The sequence below is a fragment of the Caulobacter sp. ALps2 genome (assembly GCF_058681635.1).
Genome location: NZ_CM178743.1, coordinates 4,185,096 through 4,206,992, shown reverse-complemented (window position 1 = coordinate 4,206,992; position 21,897 = coordinate 4,185,096). Strand labels below are relative to the sequence as shown.

Below are 21,897 nucleotides of genomic sequence, written 5' to 3'. Positions count from 1 at the left end.
AGATCTGACGCGGCGCTTGGAGAGAGGGCTTATGGCCAGGCATGAAGGCGGATGTCAGTGTGGGCGCGTGCGTTATGAAGTCGAGGTCGGGCTCGAGGATCTGATCAGCTGCAACTGCTCGCGGTGCGGCAAGTCCGGCGCGATCATGGCCTTCGCGGGCGCCGACGCCTTCGCGCTGAAAAGCGGCGAGGACGCCCTGACCGAATACAGGTTCAACACCCAAAAGATCGCGCACCTGTTCTGCGAGACCTGCGGCATCCAGTCGTTCGGGCGCGGGACCGCGCCGAACGGCCAGGAGATGGTGGCGATCAATGTCCGCTGCCTGGACGGCGTCGACGTGTTCGCGGTGAAGCCGCAGCCGGTGGACGGGAAGTCTTTCTGAAGGCCTGAGCGGCCGCCGAACGCCAACATCGGGCCGGCGGCGAAGGCGGCTAACGCGGCGGCCTCGTGAGGGCGTAACAGTCGCTCGGACCCGCCGTTTCCCCGAGTTGAGGGCGCGCCTCCCAGTTGGCCAGCGTGGCTTCATGACTCAGGCCGGCCTTGCGAAGAACGGCGGCTGAGGCGGCGTTGTCGGGATGGCAGGTGGCCCATACGCGAGAGATGGTGGGCTGGGCGATCGCCCAGGCCACGACGGTCAATGCGGCTTCGGTGGCGAAGCCGCGCCCCCAGAAAGGCGCTCCCAGGATGTAGCCGAAATCGGCCTTCGGCGGCGATAGTCGCAGTTCGATGACGCCCATGAAGCGTCCGGACGCCTTTTCGATTATGGCCCAGGGGAAGGCCGAGCCGGACGCCCAGCAATCTTCGCAGCGCTTGGCGAAAGCCGCGCTGTCCTCCACGTCACGGTGGCGGGCGAAGGGCATGAAACGCGTCGGCGCGGCCTCGCCGGCATAGGTTCGAAAGATCGCCGCGGCGTCCGGGTGTTCGACCGGGCGGAGCCGCAATCGGTCGGTCTGGAACTCTTCCGGCGCCCGCATCGACCGAGAATGCGTTCGTGAGCCGATGTCCGCAACGGGCGTTGGCGTCTTCGGGCGCGCCCCTCGTCCTACCACGCCGCCGCCCGGCCATTGGCGACCCCTGCCCGGAACAGTCGACGCTCCGCCGCCTCGCCGCCCTTGACGATCACCGGCCGTTCGGCGCCACGCAGCAGCGGCAGGTCGTCGAGACTGTCGGTATAGGCGTATGCCCAATGCTCGCCGTGGCCGGCCTCGGCCAGGGCCTGGCACTTACGTTGGTTGCGGCAGTGGATGTCGGCGACCCAGCCGCCGCCGCGCCGCTTCAACGACGTGCCGAGCACCTCGATCGGGTGACCCAGCGGGCCGATCAGGGCCTTGGCCAGGATGGCTGGCGCGGCGGTGACCACCACGACGCGGTCGCCGGCCTGGAGGTGTTCGCATAGCGCCGCCATGCCGCCGGCGCGCCAGGCGAGGGGGGCGCGACCGGCTCGGAACGTCTCGCCGAAACTGGCGCAGGACTGTCGGAGACCCTGCTCGCACAGCCCGGCCGTGGCGATCCACAATAGGATCGAGGCCCCGGCGCGGCGGGTGGCGGGCAGGGCGACCATGGGGCCGGCCAACGGCAGGATCGCCATGGCGGCCAAGGCGCGCAGCGGCGAGCGGCGAACGCGGTCCCAGAGCCAGAGGGCCGTGGAGTCACCGTCCAGCAGGGTTCCGTCCAGATCAAAGACCGCGAGCATGGGCCGTTCTCCGGCGCCTCCGGCGGGCGGGGCGCATCAATTGCGTCACGGCTCTGTGTCGGAACGACGACGATTTGACGGAAGGACTGTGGAGGACAGGTGGATGGGCGCGGTTTTTCGGGGATGATCATGCAATCCGGCGGCATGGAGCGGCATTTCGGATGCGTCCAAGGCTCCGGAAACGGACGGAAAATGCGTTCGGGGCTTGCCTTTTGCGCCATGAGAGCCTATCTGCGCCGCCATTCCACACGTGGACGTTCGGTTGCTTCGGGGAGACATCCCGTCGCCGCCGTTCCGGTCCCGCTCCAGAATGGTCTGGAACGGGGGTGTCCGCGGAGGTTCAACCGGAAAAAGGATCAAGGCCCGATGGCTCTTCCCGAATTCTCCATGCGTCAGCTCCTGGAAGCCGGCGCCCACTTCGGCCACCAGACGCACCGCTGGAACCCGAAGATGGACCGCTACATCTTCGGTTCGCGCTCGAACATCCACATCATCGATCTGTCGCAGTCGATCCCGCTGCTGCACCAAGCCCTGGTGAAGGTCCGTGAAGTCGCGGCCGCCGGCGGCCGCGTGCTGTTCGTCGGCACCAAGCGTCAGGCCAGCGACCCGGTCGCCACGGCCGCCAAGCGCTGCGCCCAGTACTATGTGAACCACCGCTGGCTCGGCGGCACCCTGACCAACTGGCGCACCGTCTCGGGCTCGATCGCGCGTCTGCGCGAGCTGGAAGGCGTTCTGTCGGGTGAAGGCCAAGGCCGTTCCAAGAAGGAACTGCTGCAGCTGACCCGCGAGCGCGACAAGCTGGAACTGTCGCTGGGCGGCATCAAGGACATGGGCGGCATCCCCGACATCATGTTCGTGATCGACACCAACAAGGAAGCGATCGCGATCCTGGAAGCCCGCAAGCTGAACATCCCGGTCGTCGCCATCCTCGACACCAACTGCGATCCGGACGGCATCACCTATCCGATCCCGGGCAACGACGACGCCGCCCGCGCCCTGCAGCTGTACTGCGACCTGATCGCTGACGCGGTTCTCGACGGTCTGGCCGCTGGCCAAGCCGGTTCGGGCGTCGATCTGGGCGCCGCCGTGAACCCGACCGAGCCGGCCCTGGCTCGCGCTCTGGCTCCGGAACCGACCCCGGAAGTCGCTGTCGAAGCTACTCCGGCTGTTGAAGCCGCTCCGGAAGCGCCGGCTGAAGCCGCCGCCGAAGCTGCTCCGGAATCGGCCGAAGGCTGACTTCCCACGCGCCTCCCGCCTGGCTTGGCCGGGGTAGGGAGGCCGTCGCGACCCTGACATGCGACCGGGCTAAAAGCCCGGTCGCTCCTCGTTATGAACCTGGCGGGCTACAAGCCCGGTCGCTAACCATTTGAATATGGAGATTTTCCATGGCTGAGATCACGGCTGCGCTGGTCAAAGAACTGCGCGAAAAGTCCGGCGTCGGCATGATGGACTGCAAGAAGGCGCTGTCGGAAAACAACGGCGACATCGAAGCGTCCATCGACTGGCTGCGCGCCAAGGGCCTGTCCAAGGCCGCCAAGAAGGCCGACCGCGCCGCCGCCGAAGGTCTGGTGGCCGTCGCCACCGCCGACCAAGGCGCGGGTGAAACCGCCACGGCCGTCGAAGTGAACGCCGAAACCGACTTCGTGTCGCGCAACGACATGTTCCAAGGCGCTGCTCGCCAGATCGCCGGCGCCGCTCTGGGCACCGACGGTTCGATCGACGCCATCACCGCGGCCAAGCTGGCCGGCGGCGAGAGCGTGCAGGACCACCTGACGAACCTGATCGCCACGATCGGCGAGAACATGATGGTTCGTCGCGCGGCCAAGCACACCGTCGAGAACGGCGTCGTCGCCTCGTACATCCACAACGCCACCGCGCCGGACCTCGGTCGCATCGGCGTGCTGGTGGCCGTGGAGTCGACCGGCGACAAGGCCGCCCTGCGCGAGCTGGGCCGCAAGATCGCCATGCACGTCGCCGCGACCGCCCCGCTTTCGCTGTCGCCGGACGATCTGGACCCGGCCGCCATCGAGCGTGAAAAGGCCGTGTTCACCGAGCAGGCTCTGGAGTCGGGCAAGCCGCCGGCGGTCGTCGAAAAGATGATCGAAGGCCGCATCCGCAAGTTCCTGGAAGAAGTCGTGCTGCTGAAGCAAGCCTTCGTCATGAACCCGGATCAGACCGTCGAGCAGCTGGTCGCCGAGACCGGCAAGACGCTGGGCGCGCCGATCACCATCAAGGGCTTCACCCGTCTGGCCCTGGGCGAAGGCGTGGAAAAGAAGCAAGACGACTTCGCCGCCGAAGTCGCTTCGATGACCGGCCAGGCCTAAGGCTTGACCGCTGAGGCCTTAAGGGCCCGGCGAACATCCAGGGCGCGGCGCGCGCAGACGCGCGCCGCGCCCTTTTTGCGCCTGCCGTTCGACATCCCCGCCAGAGGGCGAGGACGGTTGGCAAAACCCACCCCACTTCTGTAGAACGCACGTAATGTGCGTGCCGACGACTCAGGAATAGCGGTCCCATGTCCGATACCAGCGCGCCCCAGAAATATCGCCGCATCCTGCTGAAGGTGTCTGGCGAGGTCCTGATGGGCGACACGCCCTACGGTATCGACACCAACACCGTCCAATCCGTCGCGCAGGACGTCGCCGAAATCGTCAAGTCGGGCGTCGAGCTGTGCCTGGTGATCGGCGGCGGCAACATCTTCCGCGGCATGGCCGGCGCGGCCAAGGGCATGGAGCGGTCCAGCGCCGACTACATGGGCATGCTGGCCACCGTCATGAACGCCCTGGCCATGCAGGACGCGCTGGAGCGCATCGGCGTCCAGACGCGCGTGCAGTCGGCCATTCCGATGGCCACCGTCTGCGAGCCCTACATCCGCCGCCGCGCCCAGCGCCACCTGGAGAAGGGCCGCGTCGTGATCTTCGCCGCCGGCACCGGCAACCCGTTCTTCACCACCGACACCGCCGCGGCCCTGCGCGCGGCCGAGATGCAGTGCGACGCCCTGTTCAAGGGCACCAGCGTCGACGGCGTCTACACGGCCGACCCCAAGAAGGACCCGACGGCCGAGCGCTACGACCACCTGACCTATATGGACGTCCTGGCCAAGGACCTGCGGGTCATGGACGCCTCGGCCGTGGCGTTGATGCGCGACAGCAACATTCCGATCATCGTCTTCTCGATCAAGGGACGCGGCAACCTGCTGACCGTCCTGCGAGGCGAGGGGACCCACACCGTGGTCTCCGACCGCGCCGCTTAAGTCTCGAGAAAAGCGAGGAGAGCCCTATGGCCGCCGCCGAGAAACCCGTCCTGGCCCGCTACCGCGATCGCATGGACAAAGCCGTCGCCGCTCTGAAGGAAGAGTTCGGCAGCCTTCGCACCGGTCGCGCGTCGGCCAGCCTGCTGGATCAGGTGATGGTCGAAGCCTATGGCTCGACCACGCCGCTGAACGCGGTGGCTTCGGTCAGCGTGCCCGAGCCGCGTCAGATCAATGTCAGCGTCTGGGACCGAGGCGTTGTCGTCTCGGTCGAGAAGGCGATCCGCGCGTCGGGCCTGGGCCTGAACCCGGTCGTCGAAGGTCAGAATCTGCGCATTCCGATCCCGCCGCTGACCGAGGAGCGCCGCAAGGATCTCTCCAAGATCGCCGGCAAATACGCCGAGCAACAGAAGATCGCCGTCCGTAACGTCCGCCGTGACGCCAATGACGATCTGAAGAAGGCCGAGAAGGACGGCGCGATCGCCGAGGACGAGCGCAAGAAGATGGAAACCGAGGTCCAGAAGATGACCGACGAAGCCATCAAGCGCGTCGACGAGGCCTTGAAAACCAAAGAACAAGAGATCATGCAGGTCTAATCGCCCTCCCTGGGAGTTAGTGGGGGACGACGAGGGAAGGTTGAAGAGAATGCCGGCGACCACCGGTCTGCAGAACGTTTCGGAGCGCGCCGACGGCGCCGCCGGTCATCGTCTGCACGTGGCCATTATCATGGATGGCAACGGCCGCTGGGCGAAGCAGCGGGGCATGCCGCGCGTCCTCGGCCATCGCGCCGGGGTCAACGCCCTGAAGCGCACCGTCGAGGGCGCCCAGAGCCAGAATGTCGGCGTGCTGACGGTCTTCGGCTTCTCGACCGAAAACTGGCGCCGGCCGGCCCACGAGGTCTCCGAGCTGATGAACCTGCTCAAGGCCTATGTCGAATCGGACCTGGAGCGGCTTGCCAAGGCGGGCGTGCGCGTCCGCATCATCGGCCGTCGCACGGGCCTGTCGGCCGACATCGCCGAGGTGATCGAGCGAGCGGAACGCCGGACCGAAGGCAATAGCGATTTCACGCTGCAGGTGGCCTTCAACTATGGCGGCCAAGCCGACATCGCCGACGCCGCTCGCGCTTTCGCCGAAAAGGTCGAGCGGGGCGAGGCCAAGGCTTCGGACCTGACCGAAGAGACGTTCGAGCGGTTCCTGTCGACCGCCTCGGCGCCGGCCCCGGACTTGATCGTGCGCACCAGCGGCGAGCGCCGCATCTCGAACTTCCTGCTGTGGGATTGCGCCTACGCCGAGCTCGTTTTCCAGGACGTGCTCTGGCCCGACTATGGCCCCGAGGCCCTGGCGGCCGCCATCGCCGACTATCGCCGTCGGGATCGACGTTATGGAGGGATCGCGGCCGATGACGTCGCCGTCGCCGGCTAAGCGCTTCAACTGGAGCAATCTGAAGACGCGTGTGGTTTCGGCCACCGTGCTCGTGCCTATGGTCGTGGCCGCGGTCTGGCTGGGGAACTTCTGGTTCCTGGCTCTTGCCTTGGTCTGCACGGGTCTGCTGGCCCGTGAGTGGGGCAAGATCAGCGCGCCCAAGTCGCCCAACGCCGTCGGCGCCGTGGTCGGCCTGTTCTGCGCGATCGCGGTCATCGCCGCCTACCTGCACAGCTTCTTTATCGCCTGGTCGGTCGTGCTGGCCGGCGCATTTCTCGCGGGCCTGATCGCGCGCGGCGCGGTCGAACGCCGGGCCGACGCGGCTTATGGCGTGGTCTATATCGCTCCAGCCGTCATCGCCCTGGTCTGGGTTCGCTCGCTGCCGGATGGCCTATGGTGGACGCTTCTGCTGTTCGTGGTGACCTGGTTCGCTGACATCTTCGCCTATCTGGTCGGCAGTCTGTTCAAGGGGCCGAAGCTCTGGCCCCAGATCTCGCCGAACAAGACCTGGTCGGGCTTTATCGGGGGGCTGGTGGCCGCGACGATCGGGGCGGTCCTGGTGGCCCATTTCGCCCATCTGAAGCTGGTCTGGCCGGCGGCGGCCCTGATTGGCTTGCTGGGCGGCCTCGCGACCATGGCTGGCGACCTTTGGGAATCGATCCTCAAGCGCCGGTTCGGCGTGAAGGACAGCGGCGACATCATCCCGGGCCATGGCGGCCTGCTGGATCGTGTCGACGGCCTGATGTTCGCGGCGATCGTCGTCGCCGCCGTCCGCTTGGTCGACCACGTGAAGTGGGGCCATTGACCTTGACCCGTAAGGTGGTGGTGCTGGGCTCGACGGGATCGATCGGCGTTTCGACCCTGAGTCTGTTCGAGGAATCGGGGGCGCCGGTCGAGATCCTGGCCTTGACGGCCGGGCGCAATGTCGAACGCCTGATCCAGCAGGCGTTGCGCTGGAAGCCTCACGTCGCGGTGATCGAGGACGAGACCAAGCTCCAGCAACTGAGGGACGGCTTGGTCGGGACCGGCGTGCGCGCCGCCGCTGGCGCGGCCGCGGTCAGCGAGGCCGCCGCCATGGGCGCGGACTGGGTGATGTCGGCGATCGTCGGCGCGGCGGGCCTGGCGCCCACCGTGGCCGCCGCCCGCACCGGCGCGGTCATCGCCTTGGCCAACAAGGAAAGCCTCGTCTGCGCCGGGCCGGCGCTGCTGGCCATCGCCAAGGCGGCCGGCGGCTCGGTGATACCGGTCGATTCCGAACATTCCGCAATATTCCAGGTGCTCCAGCCAGAGTGCGCTCACCGCGTGGCCCGCCTGATTCTGACCGCCTCGGGCGGTCCATTCCGCACCTGGGACAAGGCCGCCATGGCCGCCGCGACCCCGGAACAGGCCATCGCCCATCCCAACTGGTCAATGGGCGCCAAGATTTCGGTCGATTCCGCGACGATGATGAACAAGGGGCTCGAGATGATCGAGGCTTCCTACCTGTTCGGAACTCCGGAAGATCGTGTCGACGTCGTGGTGCATCCTCAGTCCGTGATCCATAGCCTGGTGGAGTATGTCGACGGCTCGACCCTGGCCCAGCTGGGCGCGCCGGACATGCGCAGCCCGATCGCCTGCGCCTTCTCCTGGCCGGACCGTCTGCCGTGGCCCGCGCCGCGCCTGGATCTGGCCGGCTACGGGCAGCTGACCTTCGAATCGCCGGACCTGGATCGCTTCCCGTCGATCGAGATCGCCCGCGAGGCGTTGCGTCTGGCGGGGGCCGCGCCGGCCGCTATGAATGCGGCCAATGAGGTCGCCGTGGCGGCCTTCCTTGACCGGCGTATCGGGTTTCTCGATATTGCCGCCTCGGTGGCGGGGACCCTCGAGCGTATGAACAGTCTTGGTAGTCTCTCCGTCACTGATAATGACGCGGTCGATAACGCGATGATGATCGACGCCAGCGCTCGCCGCATTGCGGCCGAGGTTGTCGCGCAAAAGCATCGCGGGCGCTGACCCGGGGGACCCGGCCATCTCATGACCGACGTTTTGATCTTCATCCTGTCCACGGTCTTCGTGCTGTCCGTCGTGGTGACCATCCACGAGCTGGGGCACTACTGGGCCGCGCGCGCTTGCGGCGTCGCGATCGACTGCTTCTCGCTGGGTTTTGGCCCGCCGCTGGTCTCTTGGCGTGACAAGCACGGCGTCGAGTGGCGGATCGCCTCCATCCCGCTGGGCGGCTATGTGCGCTTCTCCGGCGACGAGAACGCCGCCAGCGTGCCCGACCAGGACAACCTGGACGCCATGCGCGAGTCGATCGTGCGGCGGGAAGGGGAGGCGGGCGTCGCCAAGTACTTCCATTTCAAGCCGGTTTGGCAGCGGGCGATCATCGCCGCGGCCGGCCCGATCTCGAACTTTGTCCTGGCCATCCTGATCATGGCCGTCTTCCTGGTCATGGTGGGCACGCCCCAGCGCGCGGCCAGCGTCAACGGCGTCGTTCCCGGCGGCGCGGCCGAAGCGGCCGGCTTCAAGAAGGGTGACGTGATCGTCGCCGCCGACGGCCGCAAGATCGGCACTTTCCAGGACCTGCAGGGCTACGTCTCGCTGCGCGCCAATCTGCCGATCCACTTCACGGTCACGCGCGGCCAGCAGCAGGTCGAACTGACCGCCACGCCGCGACTGGTCGAGATCAACGACAAGATCACCGGCCGCATGAAAACCGGTCAGCTAGGCATCGAAAACGCCGGGATCACCCAGTTCAAGCGCTCCAGCGTGCTGTCGGCCATTCCCGACGCCACGGCCGAGGTCTGGAACATGATCAAGACGATCGGCTTCTATCTGGGCCGTCTCGTCACGGGTCAGCTGCCCGCCGACCAGATCAGCGGCCTGATCGGCATCGGCCACACCGCCGGCGCGGTGACCAAGGCCAGCGCCGCGGGCGCACCCGATGTCGCCACGATGGCGCTGCGAGTCTTCATTTCGTCGATGCTGCTGATCGCCAGCCTGTCGGTCAGCATCGGCTTCATGAACCTTCTGCCGATCCCCGTCCTCGATGGCGGTCATCTCCTGATGTACGCCTACGAAGCCATCGCCAAACGTCCTCTGCGGGCGGATTTCCAAGCCGCCGGTTTCCGCGCGGGGCTTGCCTTGATCCTGGGTTTCATGCTGTTCGCGGCGTGGAACGACCTCAACCGCTACGACGTGTTCAAATTCATCGGCGGACTGTTCACGTGAACAGCGCCCGCCCTCCGTCCATGATTGGTCACATGAACAAACTTCGCGCCCAAAGCGCCGCGTTCGCCACGGGTATGGCGCTGCTCCTCGGCTCGACGGCCCTGGTGGCTCCGCAGCAGGCCTTCGCGCAGTCCGCTCAAACCGGAGTGGTCCAGCGCATCGTCGTTCAGGGCAATGAACGCATCGAGCAGGGCACGGTTCTGTCGTATCTGCCGATTCAGCCTGGCGACACGGTCGACTCCCAGCGCCTCGACCTGGCGCTGAAGACCCTGGCCCGCACGGACCTGTTCGCCGACGTGAAGATCGAGATGCAGGGCGGCGACCTGATCGTGAAGGTGGTCGAGAACCCGATCATCAACCAGGTGGTCTTCGAAGGGAATTCGTCCCTGAAGGAAGACAAGCTGAAGGACGAAGTGCAGATCCGCCCGCGCGGTATCTTCACCCGCGCCAAGGTCCAGGCCGACGTCCAGCGCATCATCGAACTGTATCGTCGTTCGGGCCGCATCTCGGCGACGGTGACGCCCAAGGTGGTCGAGCTGCCGCAGAAGCGCGTCGACCTGGTCTTTGAAATCGCCGAAGGCCCCAAGAGCGGCGTGCTCGGGATCAACTTCCTGGGCAACAGCGAGTACTCGGACAACGACCTGCGTGACGTGGTCGTGACCAAGGAAAGCCGCTGGTACAAGATCCTGACCAGCAACGACAACTACGACCCCGACCGGATCGAGTACGACCGCGAGCAACTGCGCAAGCACTACCGCAACCGGGGCTTCTTCGATTTCCGCGTCGTCTCATCGGTGGCCGAACTGGCGCCGGACAAGAACGGCTTCGCCGTCACCTACACCCTGGACGAGGGCCCGAAGTACAAATTCGGCAAGGTGACCGTCGAGACCGAATTGAAAAAGCTGGACGGAAATCTGCTGGCTCAGATTCTGCCGATCCGCGCCGGTCAGCTGTACGAAGACGAGAAGATCGAGCAGGCCACGGACGCCCTGACCTTCGCGGCGGGCGCCGCCGGCTTCGCCTTCGTGGACGTGCGTCCGCGCTACGTGCCCAACCGCGAGACCAAGACCGTCGACGTGGTCTTCCAGGTCCGTGAAGGCCCACGCGTCTATGTCGACCGCATCGACATCGTCGGCAACACCCGCACGCTGGACTACGTCCTGCGTCGCGAACTGGAAGTGGCCGAGGGCGACGCCTACAACCGCGTCCTGGTCGACCGCTCCAAGAACAACATCCGCCGTCTGGGCTTCTTCAAGGAAGTCGAGATCGAGGACGCGCCAGGCTCGGCCCCGGACCGCACCAGCCTGCGGGTCAAGGTCGAGGAGCAGCCCACGGGCGAACTGTCGTTCAGCGCCGGCTACAGCTCTATCGACAAGCTGGTCCTGGACGTAGGCATCACCGAGCGGAACTTCCGTGGTCGCGGCCAGAACCTGCGGGCTCGCGCCTCGGTCGGCTCGCTGCGCCAGCAGATCGACTTCGGCTTCTCCGAGCCGCGCTTCCTGGGCCGCAATCTGGTCGCCGGCGTGAACCTGTATACGTTCCGCTACGACCTGTCGGACTACGCGGCCTACGACACCAAGTCGGTCGGCGGCGACGTTCGCTTCGGCTTCCCGCTGACCAACGATGCGTCGATGAGCCTGCGCTACACGATCCGTCAGGACAACGTGGACGTGGCCGACAGCCTCTGCACCAGCGGTTCGGTTTCGCAGATCCTCTGCCTGCAGCGCGGCGCCTACATCACCTCGCTGGTCGGTTACGGCCTGCGCATCGACAAGCGCAACGACCCGATCAACCCGACCCGCGGCTGGTTCGCCGACCTGAACCAGGACCTGGCCGGCATCGGCGGCGATGTGAAATACCTCAAGACCGAAGCCGACGCCGGCTGGTACTGGGGCTTCACCAAGGACCTGATCTTCAGCGCCACCGGCTCGTTCGGCTATATCGAGGGCTGGGGCGGCGACAACGTCCGCATCAACGACCGCTTCTATCGCGGTGGCACCTCGTTCCGCGGCTTCGAGATCGCCGGTATCGGTCCGCGCGACATTTCGAGCACGAACAACTCGATGGGCGCCAAGCTTTACGCCATCAGCACTTTCGAGCTGACCGTCCCGACCTTCCTGCCCGAGCAGTATGGCATCAAGGCCGCGCTGTTCAGCGACGTGGGCACGGCCGGTCTGCTGGATGACGTGGATCGCCAGAGGTCACCCGGCGTCTTCGATCCCAACATCAAGGATAACCTTGGCCTGCGCGCCACGGCCGGCATCTCGATCGACTGGAAGTCCCCCATGGGTCCCATTCGATTCGATATCAGCCGTATTTTGGCCAAGGAAAGCTACGACCGAACCGAAACGTTCCGGTTCTCCACCTCCACAAGGTTCCAATAAACATGTCCAAGTTCCTGTCCGCGGCCGCCACCAGTGTCGTCGCTCTCGCTATCGCGACCACCGCTTCGGCCCAGACGGCGCCGGCCGCCGCGCCGGCGGCTCCGGCCGTGACGCACGGTCCGGCCCTGGCCGGCGTGTGCATCTTCTCGAGCCAACGCGCCGTGGGTCAGTCGCAGGTCGGCAAGGCCGTCGCCGCGCGTCTGCAGACCATCACCCAGCAGGTCAACGCCGAGCTGAGCGGTGAGCGCACGGCCCTGGAAAACGAAGGCAAGGCCCTGGACGCCAAGAAGGCGACCACCGCCCAGGACGCCCTGGAGCAGCAGGCCGCCGCCCTGCAGGTCAAGGCCAACGCCTGGCAGCGCAAGGGCCAGCTGCGCCAGCGTGAAGTCGAAGCGACCGAACAGAAGGCGCTCTCGCGCGTCTATCAAGAGATGGATACGCCCATCCGTCAGGTCTACCAGGCCCAGAAGTGCAGCATCCTGTTCGATCGTGAATCCGTGATGCTGGCGAATCCGGCCATGGACATCACCGACGGCGTGGTGACCGCCCTGGACGCCCGCATCAAGACGCTGACCTTCGATCGTGAACGCCTGGACCAGCAGCTCCCGGGCGCCGCGGCGCTGCAGCCGACCAATAAGTAAGCGAATCGTCTCCTCAAGGTTTACCTTGGGGAACGTTTCTGCCGTGAGGAACCATGCCGGACCCGCGTTTCTTCGATAGCCCGGGTCCGGCGTCGCTTTCCGAGTTGGCCCGGGTCGGCGCCGCCGAACTGGCGGACGCCGCCTGGAGCGACCGCTTGATCATCCGCGCCGCGCCGTTGGACGCAGCCGATGGCCAGGCGATCGCCTTTTTCTCCGACGCCAAACGCAAGGACGCCGCCGGGACCACCCAGGCCGGCGCCTGTTTCGTGCGTCCGGAGCACAAGGATTTCTTGCCCGCGTCCTGCGCCGCGCTTGTCACCAAACATCCGCAAGCCGCCTGGGCCGCCGCGGCTAATCGCCTGCACACGCCTCGCCGTCACGAGACGGGCGCCGCCGCTATCCATCCCGAGGCCGAGCTTGAGGACGGCGTGCTGCTGTCGCCGAACGTGGCGATCGGGCAGGGCGCCCGCATCGGGCGCGGCACGCGCATCGGTCCCGGGGCCGTGATCGGTCCGGGCGTGCTGGTCGGCCGTGGTTGTGTCATCGGCGCCAACGCGGTGATCGGTTTCGCCTTGCTGGGCGACCGGGTGTCGATCTCGGCAGGCGCGGTTCTCGGCGAGGCGGGCTTCGGCGCCGCCGCCGGGCCGAGCGGCATGGTCGACATGCCGCAGCTGGGTCGGGTGGTGATCCAGGATAACGTCACGATCGGCGCCAACAGCTGCGTCGACCGCGGCGCCTTCGCTGACACGACGGTGGGCGAGAACACCAAGATCGACAACCTGGTGCATGTCGCGCACAACGTCCGTGTAGGACGCAATTGCGTGCTGGCGGCCTATACCGGGCTGTCGGGCAGTACGATCGTCGGCGACGGTGTCGCCTTCGGCGGCAAGGCCGGCGTCGCCGACCATTTGAATATCGGCTCGGGCGCGAGCATCGGGGCGGCCGCCTCGGTGTTCAAGGACGTGCCGGCAGGTGAAACTTGGACGGGCTTTCCGGCGCGACCGCTCAAGCGGTGGCTTCGGGAGACCGCATGGCTCTCGCGCATGGCGGGCGGCCGAGGCACGAGGGGCTAAAGTTCAATGACCCAGAACACCGAGGAAACGGTGCGGACGGATATCGACATCGCCGAGATCCTGGCGCGGATTCCGCACCGCTATCCGTTCCTGCTGGTCGATCGCGCCGAGGACTACCAGGCCCACAAGTCGATCGTCGGCATCAAGTGCGTGACGGTCAACGAACCGTTCTTCCAGGGCCACTTCCCCGGCAATCCGGTGATGCCCGGCGTGCTGATCATCGAGGCCCTGGCCCAGACGGGCGCTGTGCTGATGAGCAAGTCCCTGGAAGTCGACACCGAGGGCAAGACCATCTTCTTCATGTCGGTCGACAACGCCCGCTTCCGCACGCCCGTGCGTCCCGGCGACGTGATCCGCATGGAAGTCGAGGTGCTGCGCGCCCGCTCGTCGATCTTCAAGTTCAAGGGTGTGGCCAAGGTCGGCGACAAGGTGGCCGCCGAGGTCGAGTTCGCCGCCATGGTGGTCGAGACGGGGCCCAAGGCATGACGATCCACCCCACCGCCATCGTTGCGCCGGAAGCCAAGATCGCCTCGGACGTCGAGATCGGTCCCTACAGCATCGTCGGCCCCGACGTGACCCTGGAAGCCGGCGTGCGCCTGCTGTCACACGTGGTGGTGGAAGGCGCGACGACGCTGGGCGAAGGCTGCGTCGTCCATTCGTTCGCCAATCTGGGCGGCCCGCCGCAGCACCTGGGACACAAGGGCGAGCGAACCGAACTCCTGATCGGTCCGCGCAACATCATCCGAGAGCACGTGACCATGCACACCGGCACGGCCTCGGGCCGCGGCGTGACCACGATCGGCTCGGACGGCCTCTACATGGTCGGCTCGCACGTCGCCCACGACTGCATCGTCGGCGACTTCGTGGTGCTGGCCAAGGGCGCGACCCTGGGCGGCCACGTGTCGATCGGCGACTATGTTTTCATGGGCGGCCTGGCCGCCGCGCACCAGTTCTCGCGCATCGGCCGCTACAGCTTCATCGGCGGCCTGGCCGCGGTGACCAAGGACGTCATTCCCTACGGCTCGGTGTGGGGCAATCATGCCCACCTCGAAGGCCTCAATCTGGTCGGCCTCAAGCGCCGGGGCTTCTCGCGCGAGACGATCAACGCCCTGCGCGCGGCCTATCGCCTGATGTTCGCCGACGAGGGCACGTTCCAGGAGCGCCTGGACGACGTGGCCGAGATCCATGCCGGGAATCCCGAAGTCATGGAGATCGTCGATTTCATTCGCGCCGACGCCAACCGCCCGCTCTGCCTGCCCGAGCGGGAAGTTTAGGATAGAGTTATGCGCAAGCTGGGTCTGATCGCCGGCGGCGGGTCGCTTCCCGTCGAGCTGGCGGCCCATTGCGAGGCCGCCGGGCGCGCCTTCGCGGTCATGCGCCTGCGCGGGTTCGCCGAGCCGGGCCTGGCCCGCTACGCCGGCGCGGAAGTGGGCATCGGCGAGTTCGGCAAGGCGTTCAAGGCGCTGAAGGCCGAGGGCTGCGAGGTCGTCTGCTTCGCGGGCGATGTCAGCCGCCCCGACTTCTCCAAGCTTATGCCCGACGGCCGGGGCGTGAAGGTTCTGCCCAGCCTGATCGTCGCCGCGCGCAAGGGCGACGACGCCCTGCTGCGCCGCGTGCTGGACGAGTTCGAGAAGGAAGGCTTCGAGATCGAGGGCGCCCATGAGGTAATGGGCGAGATGACCCTGCCGCGCGGCCGCCTTGGCAAGCATACGCCTCAGCCCGAGCAGATGGCCGACATCGACAAGGCCCTGCACGTAGCCCGCGAGATCGGTCGACTGGACGTGGGGCAGGGCGCCGTGGTCTGCGAGGGCTTGGTGCTGGCCGTCGAGGCCCAGGAAGGCACCGACGCCATGCTGCGTCGCGTCGAGCAGCTCCCCAAGGCCATCCGGGGCTCCGCCGAGCGTCCCCGCGGCGTGCTGGCCAAGGCTCCCAAGCCGATCCAGGAGACCAAGGTGGACCTGCCAACCATCGGCGTCGCCACGATCCAGCGCGCGGCGCGTGCGGGCCTGGCCGGCGTGGTCGGCGAGACCGGCCGCCTGCTGGTGGTCGACCGCGACGCGGTGATCGCCTGCGCCGACGATCTCGGCCTCTTCGTGCTGGGGGTCGATCCGCAGGGCCGGCCCTGATGGCCCTGCCCAAGAAGCCTCTCAAAGTGATGCTGGTCGCCGCCGAGGCCTCGGGCGACGCCCTCGGCGCCAGCCTGGCCAAGGCGCTGCGGGCGCGGCTGGGTGAGCAGGTGACCTTCGTCGGCATTGGCGGGGCCAAGATGGCCGAGCAGGGGGTCGATAGCCCCTTCGACATCGCCCAGCTGTCGATCCTGGGCATCTGGGAGGGCCTGAAGGCTTATCCGACGGTCAAGGCCCGCCTGGACGACTCCGTGGCCCTGGCGGCCCGGGAAAAGCCCGATGTGGCGATCCTGATCGACAGCTGGGGCTTCAACATCCGCCTGGCGCACGCGCTGCGGAAACTGGACCCCGGGCTGCCGCTGGTGAAGTACGTCGCGCCGCAGGTCTGGGCCTATCGCCAGGGCCGCGCCAAGGGACTGGCCAAGGCTGTCGACCTGCTGCTGTCGATCCAGCCCATGGACAAGCCGTATTTCGACGCCGCCGGGCTCGAAAACGTCTTCGTGGGCAACTCGGCCCTGGCCAAGCGTTTCGACCACGCCGATGGCGCACGCTTGCGTGAAGCGGTCAGGGCCTCGGCGACCGACCGGATCCTGCTGGTGCTGCCCGGCAGCCGTCCATCCGAGATCGAGCGTGTCATGCCGGCCTTCGAGGACGCCGTGCGCCGCCTGAAAGCCGACCGGCCCGAACTGGTGGTCGTGATCCCCGCCGCCTACACCGTCGCCGAGGCCGTGAAGGCTCGCGTCGCCGGCTGGCCGTTCCGCGCCCACGTGATCGAGGACGACCAGCTCAAGGACGACGCCTTCGTCGCCGGTGATGTCGCCCTGGCCTGCAGCGGCACCGTGACGACCGAACTGGCCCTGGCCGGCGCGCCGATGGTGGTCGGCTACAAGACCGGCGCGATCACCTACGCCATCCTCAAGCGGCTGATGAAGCCGAAGTGGGTGACGCTGTTCAACATCGCGGCCGGCAAGGCCGTCGCGCCGGAGCTGTTGCAGGACGCCTGCGACGGCGAAGCCTTGGCGCGCGAAGTCGGCCGACTGCTGGACGATCCCGCCCTGCGCGCCCGTCAGGCGGCCGAGCAGAGCGCCGCCCTGGACAAGATGGGGCGCGGCATGCCTGACCCGTCCGAGGCCGCCGCCGACGCCTTGCTGGCCTTTCTGTGGGGCCGCGCCCACGGCGAAGGTTAACCAAGGCTTTACGCTCGACTCATAGTGTGGGGACAACTGTCGCCGTGGAGCCGTCGTCGTGGCCATCGACCCGACCACGCCCGTGACCCCCATCCTTCCATCCCATCCGGTTGGAACCCCTCCGGATTCGGTCGCGGTTCTGCAGGCCATGGCGCGTCAGGCCCTGACGAACATGACCGCCGAGCTGGGCCAGATCGTCGGCCGTCCAGCCGCGCCCCAGGCGCCCAAAACCGGGGCGCCGGTGGAGCAGGTCGGCCAGACCTCCACGCAGGACGCCGGTCACGCCGCGGACGCCGCCGGCACGCCCAAGGGCGCGCCGCAGGTCCCGCAGGCCCTCGCGCCTAGGATCGCGCCCGAGAGCCGCATGGCCCGCGCCGTGCGCACCGCCGCCGCCGAGGCCGTGCCGCGCCAGGCCGGGATCGCGCCGCTGATGGCCAATGTCCGCGCTGTCGTCGACCGTCCCGACATGCCGTCCGAGGTGCGTGAAGCGGGCAGGGCGCTGCTGGCCAAGCCACCCCAGGCCGCCGAGTTGGCCACGCCCCAGGGCCTGCGCCAGGCCGTCGAGCGTTCCGGCGTCTTCCTGGAAGCCAGTATGGCCCGCGCCGCCGCGCCGCCCGTCGTCGGGGATCCCGCGCCCGCGCCGCCGCAGGCCAATGACATGAAGGCCGCGCTGCTGGTCTTCCGCGGCGCGCTGTCGGCCTGGCTGGCCCGCGCCGCGCCTCAGGTGGCGACCGAACCGCTCGCGGAGCCTTCGGCGAGTCCCACGGCCGAAGCCGAGACACCCGCTAGCCTGTCTCCCGCTGGCCCTCGACCTGCTCCGGGGCCCGCGCAAGCGACTATGCAGCCGATCTCGCAGCCGGCTTCGACGCCAGTCCAGGCTCAGCCCGCTCAGCCGGCTCAGCCGGGCGTCACCCGCGCTTTCGAGCTCGGCCCGGCCCTGGCGACCGCGCCTACGCCTCCGTCGCCGGAAACGGCGGGGAGCGAAGACGCCACCCCGCCGCTCAAACCCGGCATGCTCGCGGCGCGCTTTGGTTCGTTGGTGGCGCCGATCAAAACCGCGCCGCGGCCCGCGCCCGCCGCGCGTTCCGCGCTGTCACCCTTGATCCAGGCCGGCCTGATGGCCGAGGACGCGGTGACCGAGGAGCCGCCGTCCAACTCGCAGGCCGAGGCCCGGAACGCCGTCTCGCGCGGCTATGGCGCTCCGGCCGCCGAGATCGCGCGCTCCAAGGTGCCGCCGCCGCCCTATGCTGGCGGACCGATGGCCGGCCAGAAGCCGACGCCGCCGACCCCGTCGATGGGCCAGCCGACCATCGACGTGGTGCGCGGCCTGCTGAAGGGCGCGAGCGGAGCGCTGGCCCGCCAGGACCTGATGCAGATCGCCTCCCTGCCCGAGGCCCAGCACCACGAGCTCGAGAGCCCCGAGGTGCGCCAGCCGGGCGCGCGCCTGAACCTCGACCTGCCGTTCGTGACGCCACAGGGCGTAGCCGTCGCGCAATTCGAGATCAGCCACGACGGCGGCGGCTCCGGCGGCGGCGCGATCGGACCGGCCGAACGCACCTACAAGGCCAGGTTTTCGATCGATATCGAGCCGCTGGGTCCCGTCCACGCGATGGTGACCCTGACGGGGGCTCGAACCCGCGTTTCCCTATGGGCCGAGCGCGCCGAGACCATCGCCCGTTTCCGCGCCGGCGAGGAAAGCCTGGCCGCGGCCCTGCGCGAGGCCGAGCTGTCGCCCGAGGTCGCGGTCCATTCCGGCGCTCCGCCCAGCCCAGGCGGCGTCAGCCCGCTGGGCCATTTCGTGGACCAGGCCTCATGAACGGCGTCACTGGACCCTCCGCGCGTCCGCGCATCGCCGTGGCCCTGCTTTACGAAGAGCCCAACGCCCCCAAGGTGGTCGCGTCCGGCCAGGGCTGGGTGGGCGAGAAGATCATCGAGACGGCCCGCGAGCACGGCGTGCCGATCGAGGAAGACCCGGTGCTGGCCCAGGCCCTGTCGACCATCGAGATCGACGAAGAGATTCCCGAGGCGCTCTATCGCGCCGTGGCGGAGGTCCTCGGCTTCCTGCTGAAGCGCTAAACGAAAAAGGCCCCGCCGAAGCAGGGCCTGATCCGTTGTCCTGGAGAGGAAGCCTAGCGCTTTTCAACAGGAACGTAGTCGCGCTGCGTGGCGCCCGTGTAGAGCTGACGCGGACGCCCGATCTTGCGGGTGGGGTCCTCGAACATTTCCTTCCACTGGCTGATCCAGCCGACGGTGCGGGCCAGGGCGAACAGCACGGTGAACATGTTGGTCGGGAAGCCCATCGCGCGCAGGGTGATGCCCGAATAGAAGTCGATGTTCGGGTACAGCTTGCGGTCGATGAAGTACGGATCGCTCAGGGCGACCTTTTCCAATTCCTGGGCGACCTGCAGCAGCGGGTCGTTGTTGTGGCCCAGTTCCGCCAGCACTTCGTGGGCGGTCTTCTGCATCACTTTCGCGCGCGGGTCGAAGTTCTTGTACACGCGGTGGCCGAAGCCCATCAGCTTGTACTTGCGGTCCTTCACGCCCTGGACGTAGTCCGGGATGTTCTCGACCGAACCGATCGTCTCCAGCATCTCCAGGGCTTCCTGGTTGGCGCCGCCGTGCGACGGGCCCCACAGGCAGGCGATGCCGGCGGCGATGCAGGCGAACGGGTGCGCGCCCGACGAGCCGGCCAGACGGACGGTCGAGGTCGAGGCGTTCTGCTCATGGTCGGCGTGCAGGATGAAGATCCGGTCCATGGCGCGGGTCAGCACCGGGTTCGGCTTCCAGTCCTCGGCAGGCACGGCGAAGCACATGCGCAGAAAGTTTTCCGAGTACGACAGGTCGTTGCGCGGCGACACGAACGGCTGGCCGACCGTGTACTTGTAGGCGCGGGCGGCGATCGTCGGCATCTTGGCGATCAGGCGATGAGCGCTGATCTCGCGCTCACGGGCGTCGTCGACATTGATGCTGTCGGCGTAGAAGGCCGACAGGGCGCCGACGGCGCCGGTCATGACGGCCATCGGGTGGGCGTCGCGGCGGAAGCCCTCGAAGAAGCGGTCGAACTGAGCATGCAACATCGTGTGGTAGGTGATGTTGTTCTCGAACTTGGCGAATTCCTCGGCCGTCGGCAGTTCGCCGTTCAGCAGCAGGTGGCAGACCTCGAGGAACGAGGACTTCTCGGCCAGTTGGTCGATCGGATAGCCGCGGTGCAGCAAGACGCCCGCGTCGCCATCGATATAGGTGATCTTGCTCTCGCACGACGCGGTCGACGTGAAGCCCGGATCGAAGGTGAAGTGGTCGCTTTCGGCATAGACCTTCCGGATGTCGAGGACGTCCGGACCCGTGCTGCCCTTGAGGATCGGCAGGTCGTAGCTCTTGTCGCCGATCGTCAGCGTGGCTTTATCGGTCATACTTAGACCCCTTCATAAATTGGAACGAGCAGTCCAACTTTCGTTTTCGCACGTGCGTTATAGCGCCTCATGCGCGCGACGCCAGGGCGTCGTCAAGGCGCCCCAGGCTCTCTTCTCGGGAGAGCGCGGCCATGGTCTTGTTCAGGTCCGGCGCCGGCGCGCCGCCGGTCAGGATCCCGCGCAGGGCAGGGCCGAATTTGCCGAAGCCGACACCCTCGGATTCCGCGAACGTTTTCAACGCGGTTTCCAAGGAGGCGGCGTCGAAGGTCGCTACCGAAGCCAGTTGCTCCCGAAGGCGCGTCAGGCGCTCGACGGTTTCTTCGGTCAGCTGCTTTTGGGTTTTCTCTTCCAGCGCCAGCGGCCGCACCTTCAGTGCGAACGCACAGTGATCCACCAGCTCCAGGATGGTCTTGGCGCCTTCCTTCACTTCGGGAACGGTGCGGGCGATGCGCTCGCGGGCGTCGGCCGGCAGGGCCTCGCCGCGCTTCTCGGCGGCCGTCAGGGCCAGCGCGGTCAGGCGCGTATCGTCGGCCTTGCGCAGGTGCTGGGCGTTGATGTGGTTCAGCTTGGCCCAGTCCAGGCGCGCCGGCGCCTTGACCACGTCGGCCACGTCGAACCAGCTGATCGCCTGTTCATCGTTGAACACCTCGTCGTCGCCATGGCCCCAGCCCAGGCGCGCCAGGTAGTTGCGCATGCCTTCGGGGATGTAGCCCAGGTCGGCGAACTCGCCGACGGCCTGCGCGCCGTGACGCTTGCTGAGCTTGGCGCCGTCGGGCCCATGGATCAGCGGGATGTGGGCGAAGGCCGGCACGGTCCAGCCCAGCGCCTTGTAGATCAGGCTCTGGCGGGCGGCGTTGTTCAGGTGGTCGTCGCCACGGATGACGTGGGTGACGCCCATGTCGTGGTCGTCGACGACCACGGCCAGGTTGTAGGTCGGGGCGCCGTCAGCCCGCAGCAGGACCAGGTCGTCCAGCTCGATATTGCGGAAGGTCACCGGGCCCTTGACCATGTCGTCGACCACGGTCACGCCGTCCAGCGGACCCTTGAAGCGGATCACGTGCGGCGCCGACAGGTCGCCCTCGGGCGCATCGCGCCAGGGCGAGCGGATGGCGCGGCCTTCGGCGCGGGCCTTCTCGCGGGCGACTTCCAGTTCCTCGACGGTCATCCAGCAGCGATAGGCGCGGCCGGCGGCCAGCATCTCCTGCACGGCCTCGACGTGACGCGGGGCGCGGGTGTGCTGGAAGACGACCTCATCGTCCGATTCCAGACCCAGCCAGTTCAGACCCTCGAAGATGGCCGCGACGGCCGCCTCGGTCGAGCGCTCGCGATCGGTGTCCTCGACGCGAACAAGGAACTTCCCTCCCGTGTGGCGTGCATATAACCAGTTGAACAGCGCAGTGCGGGCGCCGCCGATATGCAGGAAACCGGTGGGCGAGGGCGCGAAGCGCGTGACAACGCCCGTCGTGGAGGGGCCGGTAGGAGTGGGGTTCGACATGGACTTCAG

Annotated in this window: 22 protein-coding genes; 18 read left to right on the top strand and 4 right to left on the bottom strand. The window is 67.4% G+C overall.

The annotated features are described in order from the left end of the window. Window positions 1-31 precede the first annotated feature (31 nt). Window positions 32-382, top strand: a complete 351-nt coding sequence (locus tag ACW173_RS19865) for a GFA family protein (RefSeq protein ID WP_492081802.1) — start codon at window positions 32-34, stop codon at window positions 380-382. Between the two features lie 49 nt (window positions 383-431). On the opposite strand, the gene ACW173_RS19860 is transcribed toward ACW173_RS19865, so the two are convergent. Beyond that, entirely contained in the window at window positions 432-974 is a 543-nt protein-coding gene (locus ACW173_RS19860) for a GNAT family N-acetyltransferase (protein ID WP_492081801.1), read from the bottom strand. 68 nt (window positions 975-1,042) lie between these two features. Beyond that, window positions 1,043-1,693 (bottom strand): haloacid dehalogenase-like hydrolase, encoded by a 651-nt coding sequence (locus ACW173_RS19855; RefSeq protein WP_492081800.1) that lies wholly within the window; start codon window positions 1,691-1,693, stop codon window positions 1,043-1,045. 366 nt (window positions 1,694-2,059) lie between these two features. Here ACW173_RS19855 and rpsB point away from each other — a divergent pair, with 366 nt between their 5' ends. From rpsB to ACW173_RS19770, 17 genes are all read left to right on the top strand, one after another. Further along, the gene (gene rpsB / locus ACW173_RS19850; protein WP_492081799.1) at window positions 2,060-2,929 is read left to right on the top strand and encodes a 30S ribosomal protein S2; all 870 of its coding nucleotides are present in this window, start codon (window positions 2,060-2,062) and stop codon (window positions 2,927-2,929) included. A 149-nt stretch (window positions 2,930-3,078) separates the two neighbouring features. Then, on the top strand, window positions 3,079-4,017 hold the full coding sequence (gene tsf, locus ACW173_RS19845) for a translation elongation factor Ts (protein WP_492081798.1): 939 nt from the start codon (window positions 3,079-3,081) through the stop codon (window positions 4,015-4,017). A gap of 188 nt (window positions 4,018-4,205) precedes the next feature. Then, window positions 4,206-4,943 (top strand): UMP kinase, encoded by a 738-nt coding sequence (pyrH, locus tag ACW173_RS19840; RefSeq protein WP_492081797.1) that lies wholly within the window; start codon window positions 4,206-4,208, stop codon window positions 4,941-4,943. A 26-nt stretch (window positions 4,944-4,969) separates the two neighbouring features. Next, window positions 4,970-5,536, top strand: coding sequence for a ribosome recycling factor (gene frr, locus ACW173_RS19835; protein ID WP_492081796.1), 567 nt, complete (start codon window positions 4,970-4,972; stop codon window positions 5,534-5,536). A 49-nt stretch (window positions 5,537-5,585) separates the two neighbouring features. Continuing rightward, window positions 5,586-6,362 (top strand): polyprenyl diphosphate synthase, encoded by a 777-nt coding sequence (uppS, locus tag ACW173_RS19830; RefSeq protein WP_492081795.1) that lies wholly within the window; start codon window positions 5,586-5,588, stop codon window positions 6,360-6,362. Then, window positions 6,322-7,167 (top strand): phosphatidate cytidylyltransferase, encoded by an 846-nt coding sequence (locus tag ACW173_RS19825; protein ID WP_492081794.1) that lies wholly within the window; start codon window positions 6,322-6,324, stop codon window positions 7,165-7,167. Before uppS ends, ACW173_RS19825 begins: the two co-directional genes overlap by 41 nt. After that, complete coding sequence (gene dxr, locus ACW173_RS19820) at window positions 7,155-8,354, top strand: 1-deoxy-D-xylulose-5-phosphate reductoisomerase (protein WP_492081793.1); 1,200 nt, start codon at window positions 7,155-7,157, stop codon at window positions 8,352-8,354. Before ACW173_RS19825 ends, dxr begins: the two co-directional genes overlap by 13 nt. A 21-nt stretch (window positions 8,355-8,375) precedes the next feature. Further along, on the top strand, window positions 8,376-9,572 hold the full coding sequence (locus ACW173_RS19815) for a M50 family metallopeptidase (protein ID WP_492081792.1): 1,197 nt from the start codon (window positions 8,376-8,378) through the stop codon (window positions 9,570-9,572). Window positions 9,573-9,592: 20 nt separating this feature from the next. Then, the gene (bamA, locus tag ACW173_RS19810) at window positions 9,593-11,956 is read left to right on the top strand and encodes an outer membrane protein assembly factor BamA (RefSeq protein WP_492086022.1); all 2,364 of its coding nucleotides are present in this window, start codon (window positions 9,593-9,595) and stop codon (window positions 11,954-11,956) included. A 2-nt stretch (window positions 11,957-11,958) separates the two neighbouring features. After that, window positions 11,959-12,597 carry an OmpH family outer membrane protein gene (locus ACW173_RS19805; protein WP_492081791.1) on the top strand — a complete coding sequence of 213 codons (639 nt, stop codon included), beginning with the start codon at window positions 11,959-11,961 and terminating at the stop codon, window positions 12,595-12,597. A 53-nt stretch (window positions 12,598-12,650) separates the two neighbouring features. After that, window positions 12,651-13,670, top strand: coding sequence for a UDP-3-O-(3-hydroxymyristoyl)glucosamine N-acyltransferase (gene lpxD / locus ACW173_RS19800; RefSeq protein WP_492081790.1), 1,020 nt, complete (start codon window positions 12,651-12,653; stop codon window positions 13,668-13,670). Window positions 13,671-13,676: 6 nt separating this feature from the next. Continuing rightward, window positions 13,677-14,156: a 3-hydroxyacyl-ACP dehydratase FabZ gene (gene fabZ, locus ACW173_RS19795; protein ID WP_492081789.1), complete on the top strand. Its 480-nt coding sequence runs from the start codon at window positions 13,677-13,679 to the stop codon at window positions 14,154-14,156. After that, on the top strand, window positions 14,153-14,944 hold the full coding sequence (lpxA, locus tag ACW173_RS19790) for an acyl-ACP--UDP-N-acetylglucosamine O-acyltransferase (RefSeq protein WP_492081788.1): 792 nt from the start codon (window positions 14,153-14,155) through the stop codon (window positions 14,942-14,944). Before fabZ ends, lpxA begins: the two co-directional genes overlap by 4 nt. Before the next feature lie 9 nt (window positions 14,945-14,953). Then, the gene (lpxI, locus tag ACW173_RS19785) at window positions 14,954-15,796 is read left to right on the top strand and encodes a UDP-2,3-diacylglucosamine diphosphatase (protein ID WP_492081787.1); all 843 of its coding nucleotides are present in this window, start codon (window positions 14,954-14,956) and stop codon (window positions 15,794-15,796) included. Then, the gene (lpxB, locus tag ACW173_RS19780) at window positions 15,796-16,983 is read left to right on the top strand and encodes a lipid-A-disaccharide synthase (RefSeq protein WP_492081786.1); all 1,188 of its coding nucleotides are present in this window, start codon (window positions 15,796-15,798) and stop codon (window positions 16,981-16,983) included. The genes lpxI and lpxB overlap by 1 nt, the downstream gene beginning before the upstream one ends. Before the next feature lie 58 nt (window positions 16,984-17,041). Next, window positions 17,042-18,799, top strand: a complete 1,758-nt coding sequence (gene fliK / locus ACW173_RS19775) for a flagellar hook-length control protein FliK (protein ID WP_492081785.1) — start codon at window positions 17,042-17,044, stop codon at window positions 18,797-18,799. Then, complete coding sequence (locus ACW173_RS19770) at window positions 18,796-19,059, top strand: EscU/YscU/HrcU family type III secretion system export apparatus switch protein (protein WP_492081784.1); 264 nt, start codon at window positions 18,796-18,798, stop codon at window positions 19,057-19,059. The genes fliK and ACW173_RS19770 overlap by 4 nt, the downstream gene beginning before the upstream one ends. A gap of 53 nt (window positions 19,060-19,112) precedes the next feature. Here ACW173_RS19770 and gltA read toward each other — a convergent pair whose 3' ends face one another. Together gltA and gltX are read right to left on the bottom strand one after the other, a co-directional pair. After that, on the bottom strand, window positions 19,113-20,393 hold the full coding sequence (gltA, locus tag ACW173_RS19765) for a citrate synthase (RefSeq protein WP_492081783.1): 1,281 nt from the start codon (window positions 20,391-20,393) through the stop codon (window positions 19,113-19,115). A 67-nt stretch (window positions 20,394-20,460) separates the two neighbouring features. Then, window positions 20,461-21,888: a glutamate--tRNA ligase gene (gltX, locus tag ACW173_RS19760; protein WP_492086021.1), complete on the bottom strand. Its 1,428-nt coding sequence runs from the start codon at window positions 21,886-21,888 to the stop codon at window positions 20,461-20,463. Between the last annotated feature and the right edge of the window lie 9 nt (window positions 21,889-21,897).

Bases quoted from the DNA above. Each gene is read 5' to 3' on its own strand.
- ACW173_RS19865 (WP_492081802.1), top strand. From the start codon at position 32: ATGGCCAGGCATGAAGGCGGATGTCAGTGTGGGCGCGTGCGTTATGAA.
- ACW173_RS19860 (WP_492081801.1), bottom strand. From the start codon at position 974: ATGCGGGCGCCGGAAGAGTTCCAGACCGACCGATTGCGGCTCCGCCCG.
- ACW173_RS19855 (WP_492081800.1), bottom strand. From the start codon at position 1,693: ATGCTCGCGGTCTTTGATCTGGACGGAACCCTGCTGGACGGTGACTCC.
- rpsB (WP_492081799.1), top strand. From the start codon at position 2,060: ATGGCTCTTCCCGAATTCTCCATGCGTCAGCTCCTGGAAGCCGGCGCC.
- tsf (WP_492081798.1), top strand. From the start codon at position 3,079: ATGGCTGAGATCACGGCTGCGCTGGTCAAAGAACTGCGCGAAAAGTCC.
- pyrH (WP_492081797.1), top strand. From the start codon at position 4,206: ATGTCCGATACCAGCGCGCCCCAGAAATATCGCCGCATCCTGCTGAAG.
- frr (WP_492081796.1), top strand. From the start codon at position 4,970: ATGGCCGCCGCCGAGAAACCCGTCCTGGCCCGCTACCGCGATCGCATG.
- uppS (WP_492081795.1), top strand. From the start codon at position 5,586: ATGCCGGCGACCACCGGTCTGCAGAACGTTTCGGAGCGCGCCGACGGC.
- ACW173_RS19825 (WP_492081794.1), top strand. From the start codon at position 6,322: ATGGAGGGATCGCGGCCGATGACGTCGCCGTCGCCGGCTAAGCGCTTC.
- ACW173_RS19815 (WP_492081792.1), top strand. From the start codon at position 8,376: ATGACCGACGTTTTGATCTTCATCCTGTCCACGGTCTTCGTGCTGTCC.
- bamA (WP_492086022.1), top strand. From the start codon at position 9,593: ATGATTGGTCACATGAACAAACTTCGCGCCCAAAGCGCCGCGTTCGCC.
- ACW173_RS19805 (WP_492081791.1), top strand. From the start codon at position 11,959: ATGTCCAAGTTCCTGTCCGCGGCCGCCACCAGTGTCGTCGCTCTCGCT.
- lpxD (WP_492081790.1), top strand. From the start codon at position 12,651: ATGCCGGACCCGCGTTTCTTCGATAGCCCGGGTCCGGCGTCGCTTTCC.
- fabZ (WP_492081789.1), top strand. From the start codon at position 13,677: ATGACCCAGAACACCGAGGAAACGGTGCGGACGGATATCGACATCGCC.
- lpxA (WP_492081788.1), top strand. From the start codon at position 14,153: ATGACGATCCACCCCACCGCCATCGTTGCGCCGGAAGCCAAGATCGCC.
- lpxI (WP_492081787.1), top strand. From the start codon at position 14,954: ATGCGCAAGCTGGGTCTGATCGCCGGCGGCGGGTCGCTTCCCGTCGAG.
- lpxB (WP_492081786.1), top strand. From the start codon at position 15,796: ATGGCCCTGCCCAAGAAGCCTCTCAAAGTGATGCTGGTCGCCGCCGAG.
- ACW173_RS19770 (WP_492081784.1), top strand. From the start codon at position 18,796: ATGAACGGCGTCACTGGACCCTCCGCGCGTCCGCGCATCGCCGTGGCC.
- gltA (WP_492081783.1), bottom strand. From the start codon at position 20,393: ATGACCGATAAAGCCACGCTGACGATCGGCGACAAGAGCTACGACCTG.
- gltX (WP_492086021.1), bottom strand. From the start codon at position 21,888: ATGTCGAACCCCACTCCTACCGGCCCCTCCACGACGGGCGTTGTCACG.